The organism is Mesorhizobium album, assembly GCF_033977205.1.
In the GTDB taxonomy this organism is placed as follows: Bacteria; Pseudomonadota; Alphaproteobacteria; order Rhizobiales; family Rhizobiaceae; genus Mesorhizobium; species Mesorhizobium album.
Map to the genome: position 1 here is coordinate 1 of NZ_JAVIIW010000025.1, position 16,675 is coordinate 16,675.

At 65.0% G+C, this 16,675-nt stretch carries 17 protein-coding genes; 7 read left to right on the forward strand and 10 right to left on the reverse strand.

The window, feature by feature from the left end; all coding sequences use genetic code 11:
* Positions 1 to 55: 55 nt before the first annotated feature.
* Positions 56 to 322, reverse strand: a complete 267-nt coding sequence (locus tag RFN28_RS20595; protein WP_320289121.1) for a hypothetical protein — start codon at positions 320 to 322, stop codon at positions 56 to 58.
* Positions 323 to 507: 185 nt separating this feature from the next.
* On the opposite strand from RFN28_RS20595, the gene RFN28_RS20600 reads away from it, so the two are divergent.
* The 3 genes from RFN28_RS20600 (at position 508) to RFN28_RS20610 (ending at position 3,518) form a co-directional block, all read left to right on the forward strand.
* A complete protein-coding gene (locus tag RFN28_RS20600; protein WP_320289122.1) occupies positions 508 to 1,614 on the forward strand; it encodes an IS5 family transposase in 1,107 nt (368 codons plus the stop codon).
* On the forward strand, positions 1,611 to 1,937 hold the full coding sequence (locus RFN28_RS20605; protein WP_320289123.1) for a hypothetical protein: 327 nt from the start codon (positions 1,611 to 1,613) through the stop codon (positions 1,935 to 1,937). The genes RFN28_RS20600 and RFN28_RS20605 overlap by 4 nt, the downstream gene beginning before the upstream one ends.
* Before the next feature lie 129 nt (positions 1,938 to 2,066).
* Complete coding sequence (locus RFN28_RS20610; RefSeq protein WP_320289124.1) at positions 2,067 to 3,518, forward strand: MFS transporter; 1,452 nt, start codon at positions 2,067 to 2,069, stop codon at positions 3,516 to 3,518.
* Here the strand turns inward: RFN28_RS20610 and coaBC are convergent.
* From coaBC to ubiE, 3 genes are all read right to left on the reverse strand, one after another.
* Positions 3,515 to 4,993 (reverse strand): bifunctional phosphopantothenoylcysteine decarboxylase/phosphopantothenate--cysteine ligase CoaBC, encoded by a 1,479-nt coding sequence (gene coaBC, locus RFN28_RS20615; RefSeq protein WP_320289125.1) that lies wholly within the window; start codon positions 4,991 to 4,993, stop codon positions 3,515 to 3,517. The genes RFN28_RS20610 and coaBC overlap by 4 nt on opposite strands.
* Before the next feature lie 81 nt (positions 4,994 to 5,074).
* Positions 5,075 to 6,649 (reverse strand): 2-polyprenylphenol 6-hydroxylase, encoded by a 1,575-nt coding sequence (gene ubiB, locus RFN28_RS20620; protein ID WP_320289126.1) that lies wholly within the window; start codon positions 6,647 to 6,649, stop codon positions 5,075 to 5,077.
* Positions 6,650 to 6,677: 28 nt separating this feature from the next.
* Positions 6,678 to 7,454: a bifunctional demethylmenaquinone methyltransferase/2-methoxy-6-polyprenyl-1,4-benzoquinol methylase UbiE gene (gene ubiE / locus RFN28_RS20625; RefSeq protein ID WP_320289127.1), complete on the reverse strand. Its 777-nt coding sequence runs from the start codon at positions 7,452 to 7,454 to the stop codon at positions 6,678 to 6,680.
* 168 nt (positions 7,455 to 7,622) lie between these two features.
* Here ubiE and RFN28_RS20630 point away from each other — a divergent pair, with 168 nt between their 5' ends.
* From RFN28_RS20630 to RFN28_RS20640, 3 genes are all read left to right on the forward strand, one after another.
* Positions 7,623 to 8,597 (forward strand): adenosine deaminase, encoded by a 975-nt coding sequence (locus RFN28_RS20630; protein ID WP_320289128.1) that lies wholly within the window; start codon positions 7,623 to 7,625, stop codon positions 8,595 to 8,597.
* Between the two features lie 125 nt (positions 8,598 to 8,722).
* Complete coding sequence (gene upp / locus RFN28_RS20635) at positions 8,723 to 9,352, forward strand: uracil phosphoribosyltransferase (protein ID WP_067002624.1); 630 nt, start codon at positions 8,723 to 8,725, stop codon at positions 9,350 to 9,352.
* 106 nt (positions 9,353 to 9,458) lie between these two features.
* Entirely contained in the window at positions 9,459 to 10,019 is a 561-nt protein-coding gene (locus RFN28_RS20640; RefSeq protein WP_320289129.1) for a TIGR02281 family clan AA aspartic protease, read from the forward strand.
* An 8-nt stretch (positions 10,020 to 10,027) separates the two neighbouring features.
* Here the strand turns inward: RFN28_RS20640 and deoA are convergent, their stop codons facing one another.
* The 6 genes from deoA to RFN28_RS20670 form a co-directional block, all read right to left on the reverse strand.
* Positions 10,028 to 11,344: a thymidine phosphorylase gene (gene deoA, locus RFN28_RS20645; RefSeq protein ID WP_320289130.1), complete on the reverse strand. Its 1,317-nt coding sequence runs from the start codon at positions 11,342 to 11,344 to the stop codon at positions 10,028 to 10,030.
* A complete protein-coding gene (locus RFN28_RS20650; RefSeq protein ID WP_320289131.1) occupies positions 11,344 to 12,150 on the reverse strand; it encodes a purine-nucleoside phosphorylase in 807 nt (268 codons plus the stop codon). Before RFN28_RS20650 ends, deoA begins: the two co-directional genes overlap by 1 nt.
* A gap of 13 nt (positions 12,151 to 12,163) precedes the next feature.
* Positions 12,164 to 12,556, reverse strand: a complete 393-nt coding sequence (gene cdd / locus RFN28_RS20655; RefSeq protein WP_320289132.1) for a cytidine deaminase — start codon at positions 12,554 to 12,556, stop codon at positions 12,164 to 12,166.
* A gap of 68 nt (positions 12,557 to 12,624) precedes the next feature.
* On the reverse strand, positions 12,625 to 13,596 hold the full coding sequence (locus RFN28_RS20660) for an ABC transporter permease (RefSeq protein WP_320289133.1): 972 nt from the start codon (positions 13,594 to 13,596) through the stop codon (positions 12,625 to 12,627).
* Position 13,597: 1 nt separating this feature from the next.
* Positions 13,598 to 14,737 carry an ABC transporter permease gene (locus RFN28_RS20665; RefSeq protein WP_320289134.1) on the reverse strand — a complete coding sequence of 380 codons (1,140 nt, stop codon included), beginning with the start codon at positions 14,735 to 14,737 and terminating at the stop codon, positions 13,598 to 13,600.
* Positions 14,734 to 16,266 carry an ABC transporter ATP-binding protein gene (locus RFN28_RS20670; RefSeq protein WP_320289135.1) on the reverse strand — a complete coding sequence of 511 codons (1,533 nt, stop codon included), beginning with the start codon at positions 16,264 to 16,266 and terminating at the stop codon, positions 14,734 to 14,736. Before RFN28_RS20670 ends, RFN28_RS20665 begins: the two co-directional genes overlap by 4 nt.
* Positions 16,267 to 16,431: 165 nt before the next feature.
* Here RFN28_RS20670 and RFN28_RS20675 point away from each other — a divergent pair, with 165 nt between their 5' ends.
* Positions 16,432 to 16,641 (forward strand): SlyX family protein, encoded by a 210-nt coding sequence (locus RFN28_RS20675; protein ID WP_320289136.1) that lies wholly within the window; start codon positions 16,432 to 16,434, stop codon positions 16,639 to 16,641.
* Positions 16,642 to 16,675 lie beyond the last annotated feature (34 nt).

Sequence of the window (16,675 nt, forward strand, 5' to 3'; positions counted from 1 at the left end):
CAGCTTGCGGTGGTTTGAAGCCTGCCCCTGACGGCCGGCTTCGAGGGACCTGCCCTCATCTCTTGTGCAGTTCCGCACCTCCATCGCTGTCAGCGCGTTCGTGGCACACAGCCGTCAGCATATCGGAAATCATTCCCGACATAGCTGCCGGCCGAAGCATGTCGTCTAGGCGATGAAGGCCCCGACTAAGCAGCATGGTATTTACATCGTGGAAGAAATCATAGACGTCCTGCATCGCGATCTCGAAATCCTTGAGCCGCAGCTGGTAGAGCAGCAGAGCTTCCGCGTTGAATTTCGACGTTTCTACAGTTTCGCGATGCATGGGACTGATTCCCCCCAACAGCTATGACTAGGGGCAATGGCGATAGTCGTCCAGCTAAGATTCACGAGCCCCTGAAGCAGACTTCGGCAGTCGCGGACCAATTGGGCTAGCAGGCTGTTGAAGAAGTGCTGGCGCGGTTGTTTGGAGCGTGATTCACTGCTGCCCTGATGATTTGGGGAGCGTGGATGCGCGGATTGGACGAACGGGCAGGTTCGCTGTTTTCCTATGTGGACCTTGAGGCGCGGGTTCGGCGGGATCATCCGCTTCGGGTGATACGGGAGATCGTGAACACGGCTCTTGTCGAGATGGACGGCGATTTTGCCGTGCTTTATCGGCCCGGGCTCGGCCGGCCCTCGATTGCGCCGGAGCGCTTGCTGCGTGCGATGCTGTTGCAGGCTTTCTACGGCATTCGCTCGGAGCGTCAGTTGATGGAGCGGATGGAGTTCGATCTTCTGTTTTGCTGGTTCGTGGGGCTCGGCGTTGACGAGCCGGCCTGGGATCATTCGAGCTTCACCAAGAACCGGGATCGGCTGTTGGAAGGCGAGATCGCGGCGAAGTTTCTGCGCGCGGTGCTGGCGCAACCAAGGGTGAAGCGGCTGTTGTCGTCGGATCACTTCTCGGTGGATGGGACGCTGATCGAAGCCTGGGCATCGATCAAGAGCTTCCGCCGCAAGGATGGCGGCGACAACGATCCGGATGGCGCTGGCCGCAACGCCGAGCGCGGCTTCCACAAGGAGAAGCGCTCCAACGATACGCACCAGAGCACGAGCGATCCGCAGGCGCGGCTCTACAAGAAGGGCGACGGTCAGCCGGCGAAGCTGTGCTACATGGGCCATGCGCTGATGGAGAACCGCCACGGACTGGTCGTGGACGGCGGCGTCACCCAGGCTACGGGCAAAGCCGAACGCGAGGCTGCGCTTGCCATGTTGGAACGCCGGCCATCGCGGCGGCGCATCACGCTCGGGGCCGACAAGGCCTATGACGTACGCCAGTTCGTCAAGGACCTGCGCGAGCACAAGGTCACGCCGCACATCGCCATCGACGGTCACCTCAGCAAAACCGGCAAGCCTCGTGTGACGGCGATCGATGGCCGCACGAAGCGCCATCCGGGCTATGAAGCCAGCCAGCGCTGCCGCAAGCGGATCGAAGAGGTGTTCGGCTGGATCAAGTCATCGGCCGGCATGGCCAAGGTCAAGCTGCGAGGATGCGCCCGTGTGGGCGCGGCCTTCACCCTGAACCTGGCGGCCTACAATCTGGTCCGCTTGCCCAAGCTGCTGGCGGTACAGGCATGAGCCTCGCCGGCCGTTGGCGGATCGTCGCGATGCCCGACTATGTCGAGGACTATCGCGACATGATGGAGCCCGCCTACATCGAATTCGCGACCAACGGCTCCGGCGAATTCGCCTTCGGCTGCGTCACCGGGCAGATCTTCGGCGCGGGCGACGGCAATCACCTCGCCTTCTCCTGGCAAGGCAACGACGAAATGGACGAAACCCAAGGTGATGGCTGGGCCGAAATCCAACCAGACGGCTCCATCATGGGCCAAATCTGCTTCCACAACGGTGACGAAGCTGACTTCATCGCCCGCAAGTGGACTTCTTCAACAGCCTGCTAGAGCTCGCACAGGACGATCAAGAATCCGCTTGAGCTCAACTGCGCTTGAGGTTCTACAAGCCCTGCCGAACTGGATCTGGCGCTTCCTTCGAAGGCGAATGAGGCTGCCGTTGGCAAGCAGGAGATCGACGTGACGGCAGCGTGCGGAAACAAGGTGGCCGGCAGCAGGGTGGATTGGCGGGCATTGTGGGCAAGCGGCGACCTGGCGCGCTTCTGCTTCATCAGCCTCGGCATCCTGCTGCATGCCACCAATGAGACGATGGTGGCGACCATCATGCCCGCCATGGTCGGCGAGCTGGCGGGCGTGCAGCTCGTTGGTTGGTCGCTGGCGATCTACGAGCTTGGCGCCATCGTTGCGGGTGCTGCGGCAGGCCGGCTGGTGAACTATGTCGCGCTGCACTCCAACATGATGGTCGCCGCCTTGCTTTACGCGACCGGCGCCCTGATCTGCGCCACGGCGCCTGCCATGCCGCTATTCCTCATCGGACGCCTGGTCGAAGGGCTCGGCGGCGGCGCGCTCGTGTCGCTCGCCTTCGTTTCGGTCGAGCGGCTCTTTCCACGCAACATCTGGCCGCAGCTCTTCGGCATCATATCGGCAATCTGGGGCGTCGCCGCCTTCAGCGGCCCGATGCTCGGCGCGATCATAACCGAGTTCCTGTCATGGCGCTGGGCCTTCGGCGTCTTCACGCTTGGCGGCGCGGCAATGGCCCTGGCCAGCTTCATCGTGCTCGACACGCCTGAAGCGGCGAAGCCGCGGGCGGGCAGCGGCACGGCGCCGCCCTTCCCCTATCCGGCGCTTGCCTGCCTCGCGGTCAGCGTCGTGCTGATCGCTGCTGCCGGCATCGACATTGCCCTGCTGCGCTCGTCGCTGCTGCTCCTCTCCGGCCTGATCGGCCTGGCGCTGTTCTTCCGCATCGATGCTCTCAGGCCACGCTCGCGCCTCTTCCCGTCACTTTTGTTTTCATGGCGCTCGCCGCTCGGCAGCGGCATGACCATGGTTGCGGCATTCTCCGTGGCCACCTGCACCTTCACCATTTACGGGCCGCTGCTTCTGACCACGCTGCACGGCATTCCGATCCTGACGACCGGCTACATCATCGCCGCCGAATCGATCGCTTGGTCGATCCTGTCGATCCTCATCGCCAATGCGCCGCTGGAACGTGAAAGGCTGATCATCGTCATCGGCGCGCTGATGATCGCCTCCGGTCTCGCCGGCTTCGCTTACACCATCCCGGCGGGCTCGATTCCGCTGATCCTGCTCTGCGCCCTGCTGCAGGGCGGCGGCTTCGGCGTCTGCTGGCCGTTCCTGACGCGCGTCATCGTCGCTTCGGCCCGCGACGGCGAGCAGACGATCGCCTCGGCCGCCGTGCCGACCATGCAGCGCATCGGCTATGCGGTGGGCGCAGCCCTTGCCGGCATCGTCGCCAACGCCAGCAGCTTCTCGGAAGGGCTGAACCGCGAGGCGGCCGCCGGCGTCGCCGGCTGGCTATTCCTTGCCTTCGTGCCGCTCGGGATCCTCGGCTGCATCGCCGCCCTCAGGATCGCACTACCGGCCATGCGGCCCCAGACAGCGGCCGGCTAAACGACGGTTGCCTGCAGCCGCTCGGCAATGAGCGCGGCGAGCCGTGCTGCCACCTCGTCCTTGCCCATCTCCGGCCATTCCTCGACCCCGGTCCTGGAGACGATGCGCACCTTGTTGCGGTCGCCGCCCATCACACCCGACGGGCCGATGCCGCTCGCATGCGAAACGTCGTTGGCGACGATGAAATCGGCGCCTTTCTTCCTGAGCTTGGCCTCGGCGTTGCCGATGAGGTCCTGCGTCTCGGCGGCAAAGCCGACGACAAGACCGGGCCTCTGGGCATGATGGCCAATGCTGGCGAGGATGTCGGGATTCTCGACCATCTGCAGCGCCGGCGGCCCCTTTCCCGCCACCTTCTTGATCTTCTCGCCGGAAGCGTTAGCGGTCCGCCAGTCGGCAACCGCGGCGACGAACACCGCCGCGTCCGCCGGCAAAAGGCTCTCGACCGCATCTTTCATTTCGACTGCGGTTTCGACATGCGTGGTCTTGACCCCGGCCGGGTCGGCGATGTTGACCGGACCGGACACCAGCCGGACATCGGCGCCGAGCTTCGCCAGCGCCGCCGCGATCGCGTGGCCTTGCTTGCCGGACGAGCGGTTGGCGATGTAGCGCACCGGGTCGATCGGCTCATGCGTCGGCCCCGAGGTGACGATGATCCTGCGGCCCGCGAGCGGCTTCGGCTTCTCGTCGAGCATCGCCTCGATCGCGGCCACGATCTCCAGCGGCTCGGCCATACGGCCTTCGCCGGCCTCGTTGCTCTCCGCCATCTCGCCCTTGGCCGGGCCGACAAAGGCGATGCCGTCCTTTTGCATGGTCGCCCGGTTGCGGCGCGTCGCCGGATGCGACCACATTCTTGGATTCATCGCCGGCGCCATCAGCACCTTCTTGTCGGTGGCTAAAAGCACCGTCGAGGCAAGATCGTTGGCATGGCCGTTGGCGAGCTTCGCCATCAAGTCGGCGGTGGCTGGCGCAACGACCAGTAGATCGGCATCGCGCGACAGCCTTATGTGGCCGACATCGTGCTCGTCATTGCGGTCGAACAGGTCGGTGAAGACATGGTCGGCCGAAAGCGCGCCGGCCGAAAGCGTGGTGACGAATTCCTGCGCGGCCGATGTCATCACCACCCGCACCGAAGCGCCGCGCTTGCGCAGGCGCCGGATCAGGTCAAGCGACTTGTAGGCGGCAATGCCGCCGCCGATGATGAGCAGGATGCGCTTGGCCGAGAGGGTCATGCGGTTTGCCGCAGATTGGCTACGCCGCGGTAGCGCAATATCAAAACCGCCATGCGGCTCGACTAAGCTTCGGATGGTCGCATAAAGGGTTTCGCCCTCGGGCGCGGCCGCCGCTCCCGCGGACAGAACGCTTTTGCCCAGGATGTCGCGTGCCTCTTCCTCCATCGACACGCCGCGCGCCGCGGCACGTTCGCGCAACTTCTGTTTCACATCGTCCGCTAGATTACGGACCGTGATCGTGCCCATGATCTCAGCTCCTAGCCATCGACGTTACGACCTCGTCGCCGCTTGCAATGCTAGCAAACGTGGCGCTAGCATTGCAAGCAGTCAGAGCAATTTCCACGCTATATAGATCAACGTCAGCGCTATCACCCACAGCGCCACGCGGCCGGAACGGGTGTGGCGCGCCTCGGCCTTGCCGATGGCATGCGCGGTGGCCTCGTCGAAGCGCAGGCCGTGCTCGGCCATCAGGTCGATCTCGCGCGACAGCCGCTCGGTGCGGGCCGCAATGTCCGGCGCCTGCCTCGCCAGCGACACCAGGGCCTTGCCGGCGTCGCGCGCGTCGGAAAGCATGCCGCGCGGGCCGAGATTGCCGGCGATCCAGTCGCTGACAACGGGTTCCGAGGTCTTCCACATGTTGAAGGCAGGATCGAGGGTTCGGGCGACGCCTTCGACCACGACCATGGTCTTTTGCAACAGCACCAGTTCGGTGCGCGTCGCCATGTCGAAGAGGTCGGTGACCTCGAACAGCAGCGTCAGAAGCTTCGCCATCGAGATCGTGTCGGCCGACTGGCCGTGGATTGGCTCGCCGATGGCCCGGATCGCCTGCGCGAAGGCCGAGACATTGTGCTGGCGCGGCACATAGCCGGCCTCGAAATGCACCTCGGCGACGCGGTGATAGTCGCGCACGATGAAGCCGTAGAGGATTTCGGCAAGGAAGCGCCGCTCCTTCTTGCCGAGCCGCCCGGCAATGCCGAGATCGACGGCAACGATGGTGCCGTCCGGCTCGACGAACAGGTTGCCCGGATGCATGTCGGCATGGAAAAAGCCGTCGCGCAGCGTGTGCCTGAGGAATGACTGGATCAGATTGGCGGCAATCGCCTTGAGGTCGTGCCCGGCGGCGGCAAGGCCGGCCAGATCGTTCATCTTGATGCCGTCGATCCACTCCATGGTGATCACGTCGCGGCCGGTCCGTTCCCAGTCGACTGCGGGCACGCGAAAGCCCGGATCGCCCTTCGTGTTTTCAGCGAGCTCGGAAAACGCGGCCGCCTCGAGCCGCATGTCCATTTCGACCTTGGTGGTCTGCGCCAGCGTTTGGGTCACCTCGATCGGCCGCAGCCGGCGCGACGACGGGATGTACTTCTCCTGTAGGCGCGCGGCGAGGAAATAGCTCTCGAGATCCTGGAAGAAATGATGGCGCACGCCGGGCCGGATGACCTTTACCGCGACGCGCGAAGCTCTCCCGTCACGAAAGACCTCGGCGCAGTGCACCTGGGCGATCGAGGCTGCCGCCACCGGATCGCCGAAGCTTTCGTAGAGATCGTCGATCTTGCGGCCGAGCGAGGCTTCGATCGCGTGAACCGCCTCCGCTTTCGGGAAGGTGTGCATCTTGTCCTGCAGCAGGGCAAGATCGACCGCCATGTCGTTGCCGACCACATCGGGCCGTGTCGCCAGGAACTGGCCGAGCTTCACGTAGGACGGGCCGAGCCGCACCACTGCCTTCGCCAGCCGGTCGCCGCGCTCGTAGGTCCGCGCGCGGCGGCGCGTCAGCAGCCGCGCCAGCTGCCAGCCGAGCTTTGGCATGCCGGAGAGCTCCTCGCCCGGCAGCGCCGCGACAACGCCTTCGCGGACCAGCACCCAGCCGGCCCTGACGAGCCGAAAGGCGGCGCCGACGCTGCTCATCGCCCAGCCTGCCTCAAGGATCCCGGCCTCAAAGCTTCCAGCCCGAATGGAGCGCTGCGATGCCCCCCGAATAGTTGCGGAAAGTGACGCGATCGAAGCCAGCCCGCGCGATCATCGCCGCGAAGTTCTGCTGGTTGGGGAATTTGCGGATCGATTCGACCAGATAGGAATAGGGCTCGCCGTCGCCGGTCACCACCTTGCCGATCCTCGGAATGGCATTGAAGGACCAGGCCTCGTAGACCCTGTCGAGCAGCGGCATGTCGACCTCGGAGAACTCGAGGCAGAGGAAGCGCCCGCCGCGCTTCAGCACGCGGAAGGCTTCGCTGAGCGCCACATCGATGCGCGGCACGTTGCGGATGCCGAACGCGATCGTGTAGGCGTCGAACGTATCGTCCTCGAAGGGCAGAGCCTCGGCATTGGCCTCGACGAAGTCGGCGTTTGCCGAAAGGCCCTGCTTCTCGGCGCGGTCGCGGCCGACGGCAAGCATCGAGCCGTTGATGTCGAGCACGGTGGCATGCGCGTGGCGGTGGCTGGCCTCGACGATGCGGAAGGCGATATCGCCCGTGCCGCCGGCGACATCGAGCACCTTCCAGCCGGGTCGCTTCGGCGGATTGAGCCACGCGACCATCGCGTCCTTCCACAGCCGATGCAGCCCGCCCGACATCAGATCGTTCATGATGTCGTAGCGATTGGCCACCTTATGGAAGACGTCGTTGACGAGGGACTGCTTGTCGCCCGCCCCTACCTTCCTGAAACCATAGGAGGTTTCCATGCCGCCCGCGGCCGTGGTTCTCTCAACTGACATTATTGTGATCCGCCATAAAACCGGCGGGACCATAGCCGATCGATGGGGCCGACGCTATTGTCCGAAGCGCGGTTTTCAGCCGCGCCTTCGAGACGGGTTCGGGCAGGGTCTCGCATGACTTTCCGCCCGCAATTCACGCGGGGACAGAGTACCGGACGGGATGACCGCATGATCTTGAAAGCCGAATTGCACTGCCACATCGAAGGGGCAGCGGCGCCCGACCTTGTCGTCAGCCAGGCCCGCAAATACGGCAAGGACCCCTCGCCCTACATCCAGAACGGCTCCTTCGTCTGGCACGATTTCTCCTCTTTCCTCGCAGCCTACGACTTCGCCTCCGACCTGTTTCGTACGGAGGAGGACTATGCCCGGCTGACCGATCATTACCTGACCAGCCTCGCCCGCGACGGCGCGATCTATTCCGAGATCTTCACCTCGCCGGATCACGCCAAGAAGGCCGGACTGTCGCCCAAGGCCTATACGGATGCGCTGGGCGAAGGCATGTTGCGCGCCAAGGCGAGGACCGGAATCGAGGGGCGCATGATCGTCACTGGCGTGCGCCATGTCGGCGTCGAGGCGATCGAGCAGGCGGCGCGTTTCGCCGCCCGCTGCGGCCATCCGCTGGTGACCGGCTTCGGCGTCGCCGGCGACGAGCGGATCGGCGATGTCGAGGATTATGTCCGGGCCTTCGAGATCGCCCGCGAGGCGGGCCTCGGCATCACCATCCATGCCGGCGAGCTGATGGGCTGGGAAAGTGTGGCGGCAGCGCTCGACCACATCCGCCCCTCCCGCATCGGCCACGGCGTGCGCGCCATCGAAAACCCCGACCTTGTGCGCCGCATTGCGGCCGAGGGCGTGGTGCTGGAATGCTGCCCCGGCTCCAACATCGCGCTCAAGGTGTTCGCAAGCTTCGCCGACCATCCTTTCCCGGCATTGCGCGCGGCCGGCTGCAGGGCGACCCTCAATTCCGACGACCCGCCCTATTTCTGGACCTCGCTGAAGCGCGAATACGACATCGCCGCCGAGCATTTCGCGATGGACGACAAGGCGCTCACCGCCGTCACCAGGACGGCCATCGAGGCCGCCTTCGTCGACCGGAAGACCAAGGCAGCGTTGCTTGCCCGTCTCAGCAGCGGCGGGCGCTGATTCTTCTTCTGGATTTCTTTTGCTGGATTCCTGGCAAAAGCTGTGGTGGATGACGGCTGGCGGTTTCTTGGCCGGCGCAATGCCGCTAGGGTCGCTGCAGCAAGCCGGAACTACAGGAGATCACGATGCAGGGCGTCACCGTCGTCGACCACCCCCTTGTCCAGCACAAGCTGACCATCATGCGCAAGAAGGAGACCTCGACCGCAGGCTTCCGTCGGCTGCTGCGCGAGATCTCGCTGCTCCTTGGCTATGAGGTCACCCGCAATCTCGAGCTCACCACCACCACCATCGAGACGCCGATCGAGGAGATGGAAGCGCCGACGCTGGAGGGCAAGAAGCTGGTCTTCGCCTCCGTGCTGCGCGCCGGCAACGGCCTGCTCGAAGGCCTGCTCGACCTGGTGCCGGCGGCGCGCGTCGCCCATATCGGCCTCTACCGCGACCACGAGACGCTGGAGGCGATCGAGTATTTCTTCAAGGCGCCGAGCGACCTCGCCGACCGGCTGGTGATCGTCGTCGATCCGATGCTGGCGACGGCGAATTCGGCGATTGCTGCGATCGACAAGCTGAAGGGCCGCGGCGCCACCAACATCCGTTTCCTCTGCCTGCTCGCGGCGCCCGAGGGCATCGAGCGATTCACCAAGGCGCATCCGGATGTCCCGATCTTCACCGCCTCGATCGACCGCCAATTGAACGACAAAGGCTACATCATGCCCGGCCTCGGCGACGCCGGCGATCGCATGTATGGGACGAAGTGAGCGGCTTTCTTTACCGCTCGTTTACGCAAGAATGCGGTTCCGCCGCACGTTAAAGCTGAAAACACCATGTCGGGCTTAAGGATCGGGCCTTCACGAAGGTCGATCCATGCTGCGCAAGCTGCTCATCCTTGGCGTCTTTGCCGGAACCTCGGCGTCAATCCCGATCGTCTATCAGTCGAACCCGCAGCTGCTCGACAGCTTGCTGAAATCGGCGGTCGCGCCCAAATCGCCGGTGCCGGAGCCGGACGTCAAGCTCGCCTCGGTTCCAGCCAAGCCGGCGGCACCGATGCTGCTCGGCCGCCAGGTGCTGCTCAATGCCGACGAGCGCGGTCATTTCACCTCCGCATTCAAGCTCAACGGCCGCCAGATCGACGGCATGATCGACACCGGCGCGACGCTGGTCGCCATCAACACCTCGACGGCGCGTCGCATCGGCATCTCGCTCAACCCGTCGGATTTCAATCAACAGGTGAACACGGCGAACGGCGCCATCAAGGCCGCCGTGGTGACAGTCGACCGCCTGCAGATCGGCAGGATCTCCGTCGACAACGTCCAGGCGGTGGTGCTCGACGACCGGGCGTTGCAAACCAACCTGATCGGCATGAGCTTCCTGCAGCGGCTGCAGAAATACGAAGTCCAGAACGGCGCGCTGCTGCTGGTGCAGTAGGCGCGCTCCTATAGCGGCAGGATTCGCCTGAGCACGGTCTTTTCGGCGGGCGGCTTCGAGGCGCCGATCGTATAGGCGGAACGCACCGCTGCGGCGGCGACCTCGGCATCCGCCTCGGTGCGCGCATGGACAAGCGCCAGCGCCTCGCCCGCCCGCACCTCCGCGCCGACCGGCAACAGCCTGGTGAAGCCGACGGCGTGGTCGATCCTGTCGTCCGGACGGGTGCGCCCGCCGCCAAGGGCAACGACCGCGAGCCCGATGTCGCGCGTCGCGATGCCTGTGACGAAGCCGTCCTCGGCCGTTTCCACGGCGAATTCCACCGCTGCCTTCGGCAGATATTTTTCAGGGTTCTCGACGAAATCGGCGGGACCGCCGAGCGCCGTCACCATCCGCGCGAACACCGCCGCCGCGCGGCCGCCGGCAAGTGTCTCGGCGGCGCGCCTGATGCCGTCCTGGTTAGACGAGGCAAGTCCGGCCGACTGCAGCATTTCGGCGGCGAGCGCCAGCGACACATCCTCCAGCCGCCGGTCGCGGAACCGGCCCGTGAGGAAGTCGACAGCATTCTTCACCTCGACCGCATTGCCGGCAGCCGAGGCCAGCGGCTCGTTCATGCCCGTCACCAGCGCCGAGGCCTTCAGGCCCGCGCCATTGGCGACCTCGACCAGGCTGTTCGCCAACGCCACCGCATCGCGCGACTTCTCCATGAAGGCGCCGTTGCCGACCTTGACGTCGAGCACAAGCGAGCCCAGCCCGGCGGCAAGCTTCTTCGACAGGATCGAGGCGGTGATCAGCGGCACCGACTCCACCGTGCCCGTCACGTCGCGGATCGCATAGAGCCGCCGGTCGGCGGGCGCGAGATCGGCGGTCTGGCCGATGATGGCGCAGCCGGTTTCCAGCACCGTCTTGCGCAAGCGCGCCACATCGGGCTGGCTGGTGTAGCCGGGGATGGCGTCCATCTTGTCGAGCGTGCCGCCGGTGTGGCCAAGACCGCGGCCTGAAATCATCGGCACATAGGCGCCGCAGGCGGCGACGATCGGCGCCAGCATCAGCGAGACGTTGTCGCCGACGCCGCCGGTCGAATGTTTGTCTGTGACCGGCCCCGGCAGGTCGGACCAGTCGAGCACATCGCCGGAATCGCGCATGGCGAGCGTCAGCGCCACTGCTTCATCGCGGCTCATGCCTTTGAGGAAGACGGCCATGGCGAAGGCGCCGATCTGGCCCTCGGAAATGGTGCCTGCCGTCAGCCCCTCGATGAAGGCCGATATCTCGGACGCCGACAGCCTGTGGCCGTCACGCTTGCGGCGGATGATTTCTTGGGGAAGCATCAGCTGTCCGGCAGGCCGTCTTGGAAGACGCGCCGCAGGATCGTCGCCAGCCGCGCGCCGCCGACCGGCGCCATGTCCTTGGTTTCCTGGTGCGAGAGCTCCGCCCCGGTCATGCCCGCCGCCAGGTTGGTGATGACCGAGCAGGCGGCGACCTTGAGGCCGAGGAAGCGAGCGAGGATGACCTCCGGCACGGTCGACATGCCGACGGCATTGGCGCCCATGACGCGTGCCATGCGGATCTCTGCCGGCGTCTCGAAGCAGGGGCCTGAGAACCACATGTAGACGCCCTGGTGCAGCTTGGTGCCGGTTGCCTTGGCCGCCTTCTCGATCGCCCCGCGCAGACCCGCATCATAGGCCTCGGCGAGGCCGACGAAGCGGCGATCGCTCGGCTCGCCGATCAGCGGATTGGAGCCGGAGAAGTTGATGTGGTCGGTGATCAGCATCACCGAGCCCGGTCCCATCTCCGCATCGACCGAGCCGGCGGCATTGGTCAGGATGAGATGCGAGATGCCGACGCCGGCAAGCACCTCCAGCGCCGGGCGCATCGCGGCGGCGTTGCCGTGCTCGTAGTAATGCGCGCGGCCAGAGAGCATCAGTGCGGGGGTGCCGGCGAAATAGCCGGCCACCACCTCGCCGGCGTGGCCGGAAACGCCGCTTCGCGGGAAACCCGGCAGCTCGGCATAGGAAATGCGGCGGGCATCCTCTACCTGGTCGACCAGCCCGCCAAGGCCGGAGCCCAGAACAAGGGCCGCGGTCGGCGCCAGCCCGTCCAGCTTCTCGACCAGATGATCCAACGCTTCCTTCATTTGAGCCCGTTCTTCATTTCAAAACATCGCCCCTAAAGCCGTAAGGCAGCATCTCGCCCATGGTGACCGTCTCGACCACGCCGGCATTGTCGCAGAGATAGAGCTTGGTCTCCGGCCGGCAGAATTCCGCCAGCCGCTGCCGGCAGCCGCCGCAGGGCGTGCATTTGGCCATGCGCTTGGCAACCACCGCGATCTCGGTGATCTTGCCGCCGCCGCCCATGATGTAGTGACCGAGCGCCGTGGTCTCGGCGCACCAGCCCTCGGGATAGGACGCCACCTCGACATTGGCGCCGGTGAAGACGCGCCCGTCCTCGGTGCGCAGTGCCGCACCGACGGGAAACTTCGAATAGGGCGCATAGGCCTTGGCCATCGCCTTCTTCGCCGCCTCGAACAGATCATGCGACAATTTCTTCTTCTCTCCCCGAGATCGTGTTCAAAAGCCGGCTGCCCTCGAGACCGGGCCGTTTCCCGACCTCAGCGTTCCTTGACATAGGGCACGCCGCCGGCGCGCGGCGGGATCGCCTTGCCGATGAAGCCGGCGAGCAGGATGACGGTGAGCACATAGGGCAGCGCCTGCATGAATTGCACTGGCACCTTTCCGATGATTGGCAGCGGCGTGCCTTGCAGGCGGATCGACAGCGCGTCGAGGAAGCCGAACAGCAGACAGGCGAACATGGCGTTGACCGGCTTCCATTTGGCGAAGATCAGCGCGGCAAGCGCGATATAGCCCTTGCCCGCCGTCATGTCCTTCACGAAGCCGCCATTTTGCACCATCGACAGATAGGCGCCGGCCACCCCGGTGAGGATGCCGGTGCAGATCAGCGCCCGGTAGCGCAGCCAGGCGACCGAGATGCCGGCGGTGTCGACGGCGGCCGGATTTTCGCCGACCGCGCGCATCCTGAGGCCGAAGCGGGTGCGGAACAGCACCCACCAGGTGAACGGCACCATCGCGAACGCGAAATAGACCAGGATCGAATGGCCGGAGATCAGCTCGGAATAGATCGGCCCGAGGATCGGCACGCCCCTCAACGCATCTGCGCCCGGCCAGACGATCGCCTCGAAGCGCTCGCCGGGCTGCAGCGCCGGCGTGCGGCCGCCCTGCTGGAACCAGGCCTGGCCGAGGATGATGGTCGACCCTGCGGCGACGAAGTTGATGGCAACGCCGGAGACGATCTGGTTGCCGCGATGCGTGATCGAGGCAAAACCGTGCACCATCGCGAAGGCGACCGAGATCAGGATGGCCATGCCGAGGCCGATGAACGCGGAATGGAAGACGGAAGCCGCGGCGGCGCCGGCAAAGGCGCCGACCAGCATCTTGCCTTCGAGGCCGATGTCGAAAATGCCGGCACGCTCGGAATAGAGGCCCGCCAGGCAGGCGAGCAGCAGCGGCACCGACAGGCGGATGGTCGAGTCCAGCACCTGGACGATGGCGTTGAAACTATCCATCTCAGGCCCCCTTCCCCTTGACCGCTTCGATGCCGACTGCCTTCGGGCTGAACGAGGCGAACAGCGCCTGGATATACGGCCTGAACATGTGCTCGAGCGCGCCGGCGAACAGGATGACCAGGCCCTGGATGATGACGATCATGTCGCGGCTGATCGCCGGCATCTCGAAGGCGAGCTCGGCGCCGCCCTGGTAGAGCATGCCGAACAGGATCGCGGCGAGCACGATGCCCACGGGGTGCGAGCGCCCCATCAGCGCCACCGCGATGCCGACGAAGCCGGCGCCGGAGACGAAGTCGAGCGCGACATTGTGCTGGTCGCCCATCACCGGGTTGAGCGCCATCATGCCGGCCAGCGCGCCGGAAATGACCATGGCGATCAGGATGATGCGGGTTTCCGAAATGCCGGCATAGCGCGCCGCCTTCGGGCTGTGGCCATAGGTGCGCATCTCGTAGCCGAGCTTGGTGCGCCAGATCAGCAGCCAGACGAGGAAGGCCATGACCAGCGCCAGCAGGAAGCAGATGTTCAGCGGCGCCGAGCGGATCTTGGCGCCGAACAGTTCGAGGATCCAGTTGAGCTTCGGCAATTCCGCGCCGGGCAGGAAGTTGCGCGTCTGCGGCGCCATCGAGCCGGCCGGCTTCAGCACGTCGACCAGCGCATAGACCATGACGCTGGCGGCGATGAAGTTGAACATGATGGTGGTGATGACGATGTGCGAGCCGCGCTTGGCCTGCAGATAGGCCGGGATCAGCGCCCACAGCGCCCCCATGCCGGCTGCCGCGATGATCGCCAGCGGGAAGGTCAGCCACCACGGGAAGATGCTGTCGAGGGTAAGGCAGACGACGCCGATGCCGAGGCCGGCTATGTAGCCCTGTCCCTCGCCGCCGATGTTGAACAGCCCGCAATGGACGGCGACCGCCACCGAAAGCCCGCTGAAGATGAAGGTCGTGGCGTAGAAGAGGGTGAACGCGATGCCCGTGCCCCGGCCGAAGGCGCCCTGGACCAGGATGACGGCGGCGCGGAACGGATTTTCGCCGACCAGCATGACGACGAAGCCGGCGACGATGAAGGCGACCGAGAGATTGATCAGCGGGATCAGCCCGTAGTCGGCCCAGGCGGGCAGCTTGGCGTAAGGCGTGCTCATTCAGCAGCCTCCTGGTGCTCGACGCCGGCCATCAGCAGGCCAAGCTCGCCTTCGGTCGCCTCGGGGCCGCGCTCGCCGACGATGCGGCCGGCAAACATCACCAGGATACGGTCGGAAAGCGAACGGATCTCGTCCAACTCGACCGACACCACCAGCACGGCCTTGCCCTGGTCGCGCATGGCGATCAGCCGCTTGTGGATGAACTCGATGGCGCCGACATCGACGCCGCGCGTCGGCTGGCCGACGATCAGCACGCCGGGATCCTGCTCCATCTCCCGGGCCAGTACGATCTTCTGCTGGTTGCCACCGGAGAAATTAGCCGTCTTCAGCCGTGGATTGCCGGGGCGTATGTCGTATTTCTCGATCTTGTCCTTCGCGTCGGCCATGATGGCGTCGACGTTGAGGAATGGACCTTTCAGATAGCGCTCGTCGTCATGATAGCCGAGGATCGAATTCTCGTTCTCCTCGAAGGCGAGCACCAGTCCGACATGATGGCGGTCCTCCGGCACATGCGCCAACCCCCGGTCGCGCAATTCGCCAGGGTCGGCCTTGCCGGTAAGGTCGACCGGCTTACCTCCGAGCATGACCTCGCCCGAGACGGCGTGCCGGATGCCGGAGATCGCCTCGAGCAGTTCCGACTGACCGTTACCGGCAACGCCGGCGATGCCGACGATCTCGCCGCCGCGCACGTCGAAGGAAACGTCGTCGACCATGGTGACGCCGCGTGAGTCCTTCACCGTCAAATTTTTGACCGACAGCTTGATCGCGCCGGCTTTCGACTCGCCCTTCTCGACCCGCAAGAGCACGCGCCGGCCGACCATCAGCTCGGCCAGTTCGCCGGCCGTGGTCTCCTTCGTCGCCCTGGTTGCCACCATGGTTCCCTGGCGCATGACCGAGACCGTGTCGGTGATAGCCATGATCTCGCGCAGCTTGTGGGTGATCAGCACCACCGTTTTTCCCTGCTCCTTCAACTGCTTGAGGATGCGGAACAGGTGGTCGGCCTCGGCCGGCGTCAAAACCCCGGTCGGCTCGTCGAGGATCAGGATCTCGGCGCCGCGGTAGAGCGCCTTGAGTATCTCGACGCGCTGCTGCAGGCCGACCGGCAGTTCCTCGATGATGGCGTCGGGATCGACCTCGAGGCCATATTCGCGTTCCAGCCGTTCCAGTTCCGAGCGCGCCTTGGCGATGCTGCTCTTCAGAAGCGCATCCGTCTCGGCGCCGAGGATGACGTTTTCCAGCACCGTGAAATTGTCGACCAGCATGAAATGCTGGTGCACCATGCCGATGCCGAGCGCGATTGCGTCGTTGGAGGTGTTGATCGACACCGGCTTGCCGCCGACGCGGATCTCGCCGCTGTCGGCCTGGTAGAAGCCGTAGAGGATCGACATCAGCGTCGACTTGCCGGCGCCGTTCTCGCCAACGATGCCATGGATGGTGCCGCGCGCCACTTCCAGGTTGATGTCGCGGTTGGCGCGTACCGCGCCAAAACTCTTGTTGATGCCTATAAGCTCGATTGCGGCTTGCGCCATGCAGCCTGTCCCACTCGTATTTTTTTATCGCTTGGTCAAAACGCCTAGCATGATGCCCCGCCCGTGCCAATTGGCCGGAACGGCATTCACTCTCGACAAATCCCCGCGCGCTTGTCAATTTCGAAGGTGGCCGAGAGTTTCACATTCACAGAACCCGGGTTTTGAATGACCATGCCTGACGACCGGCTGACGACACTGGAAATCCGCGCCGCCGAGCAGGAAAAGACGATCGAGGAACTGTCCGGCCAGATCGCTGAGCAGTGGAAGGTGATCGAGCGCATGGAACGCAAGCTCGCCGCCCTTACCGACCAGTTCCTGGCGCTGGAGGAGCAGGCCGCTCCCGATGTGCCGGTGACCAAGCCGCCGCACTGGTGAGCGGGCATTGGGGGCTGACGAGCCATGGGGGAGA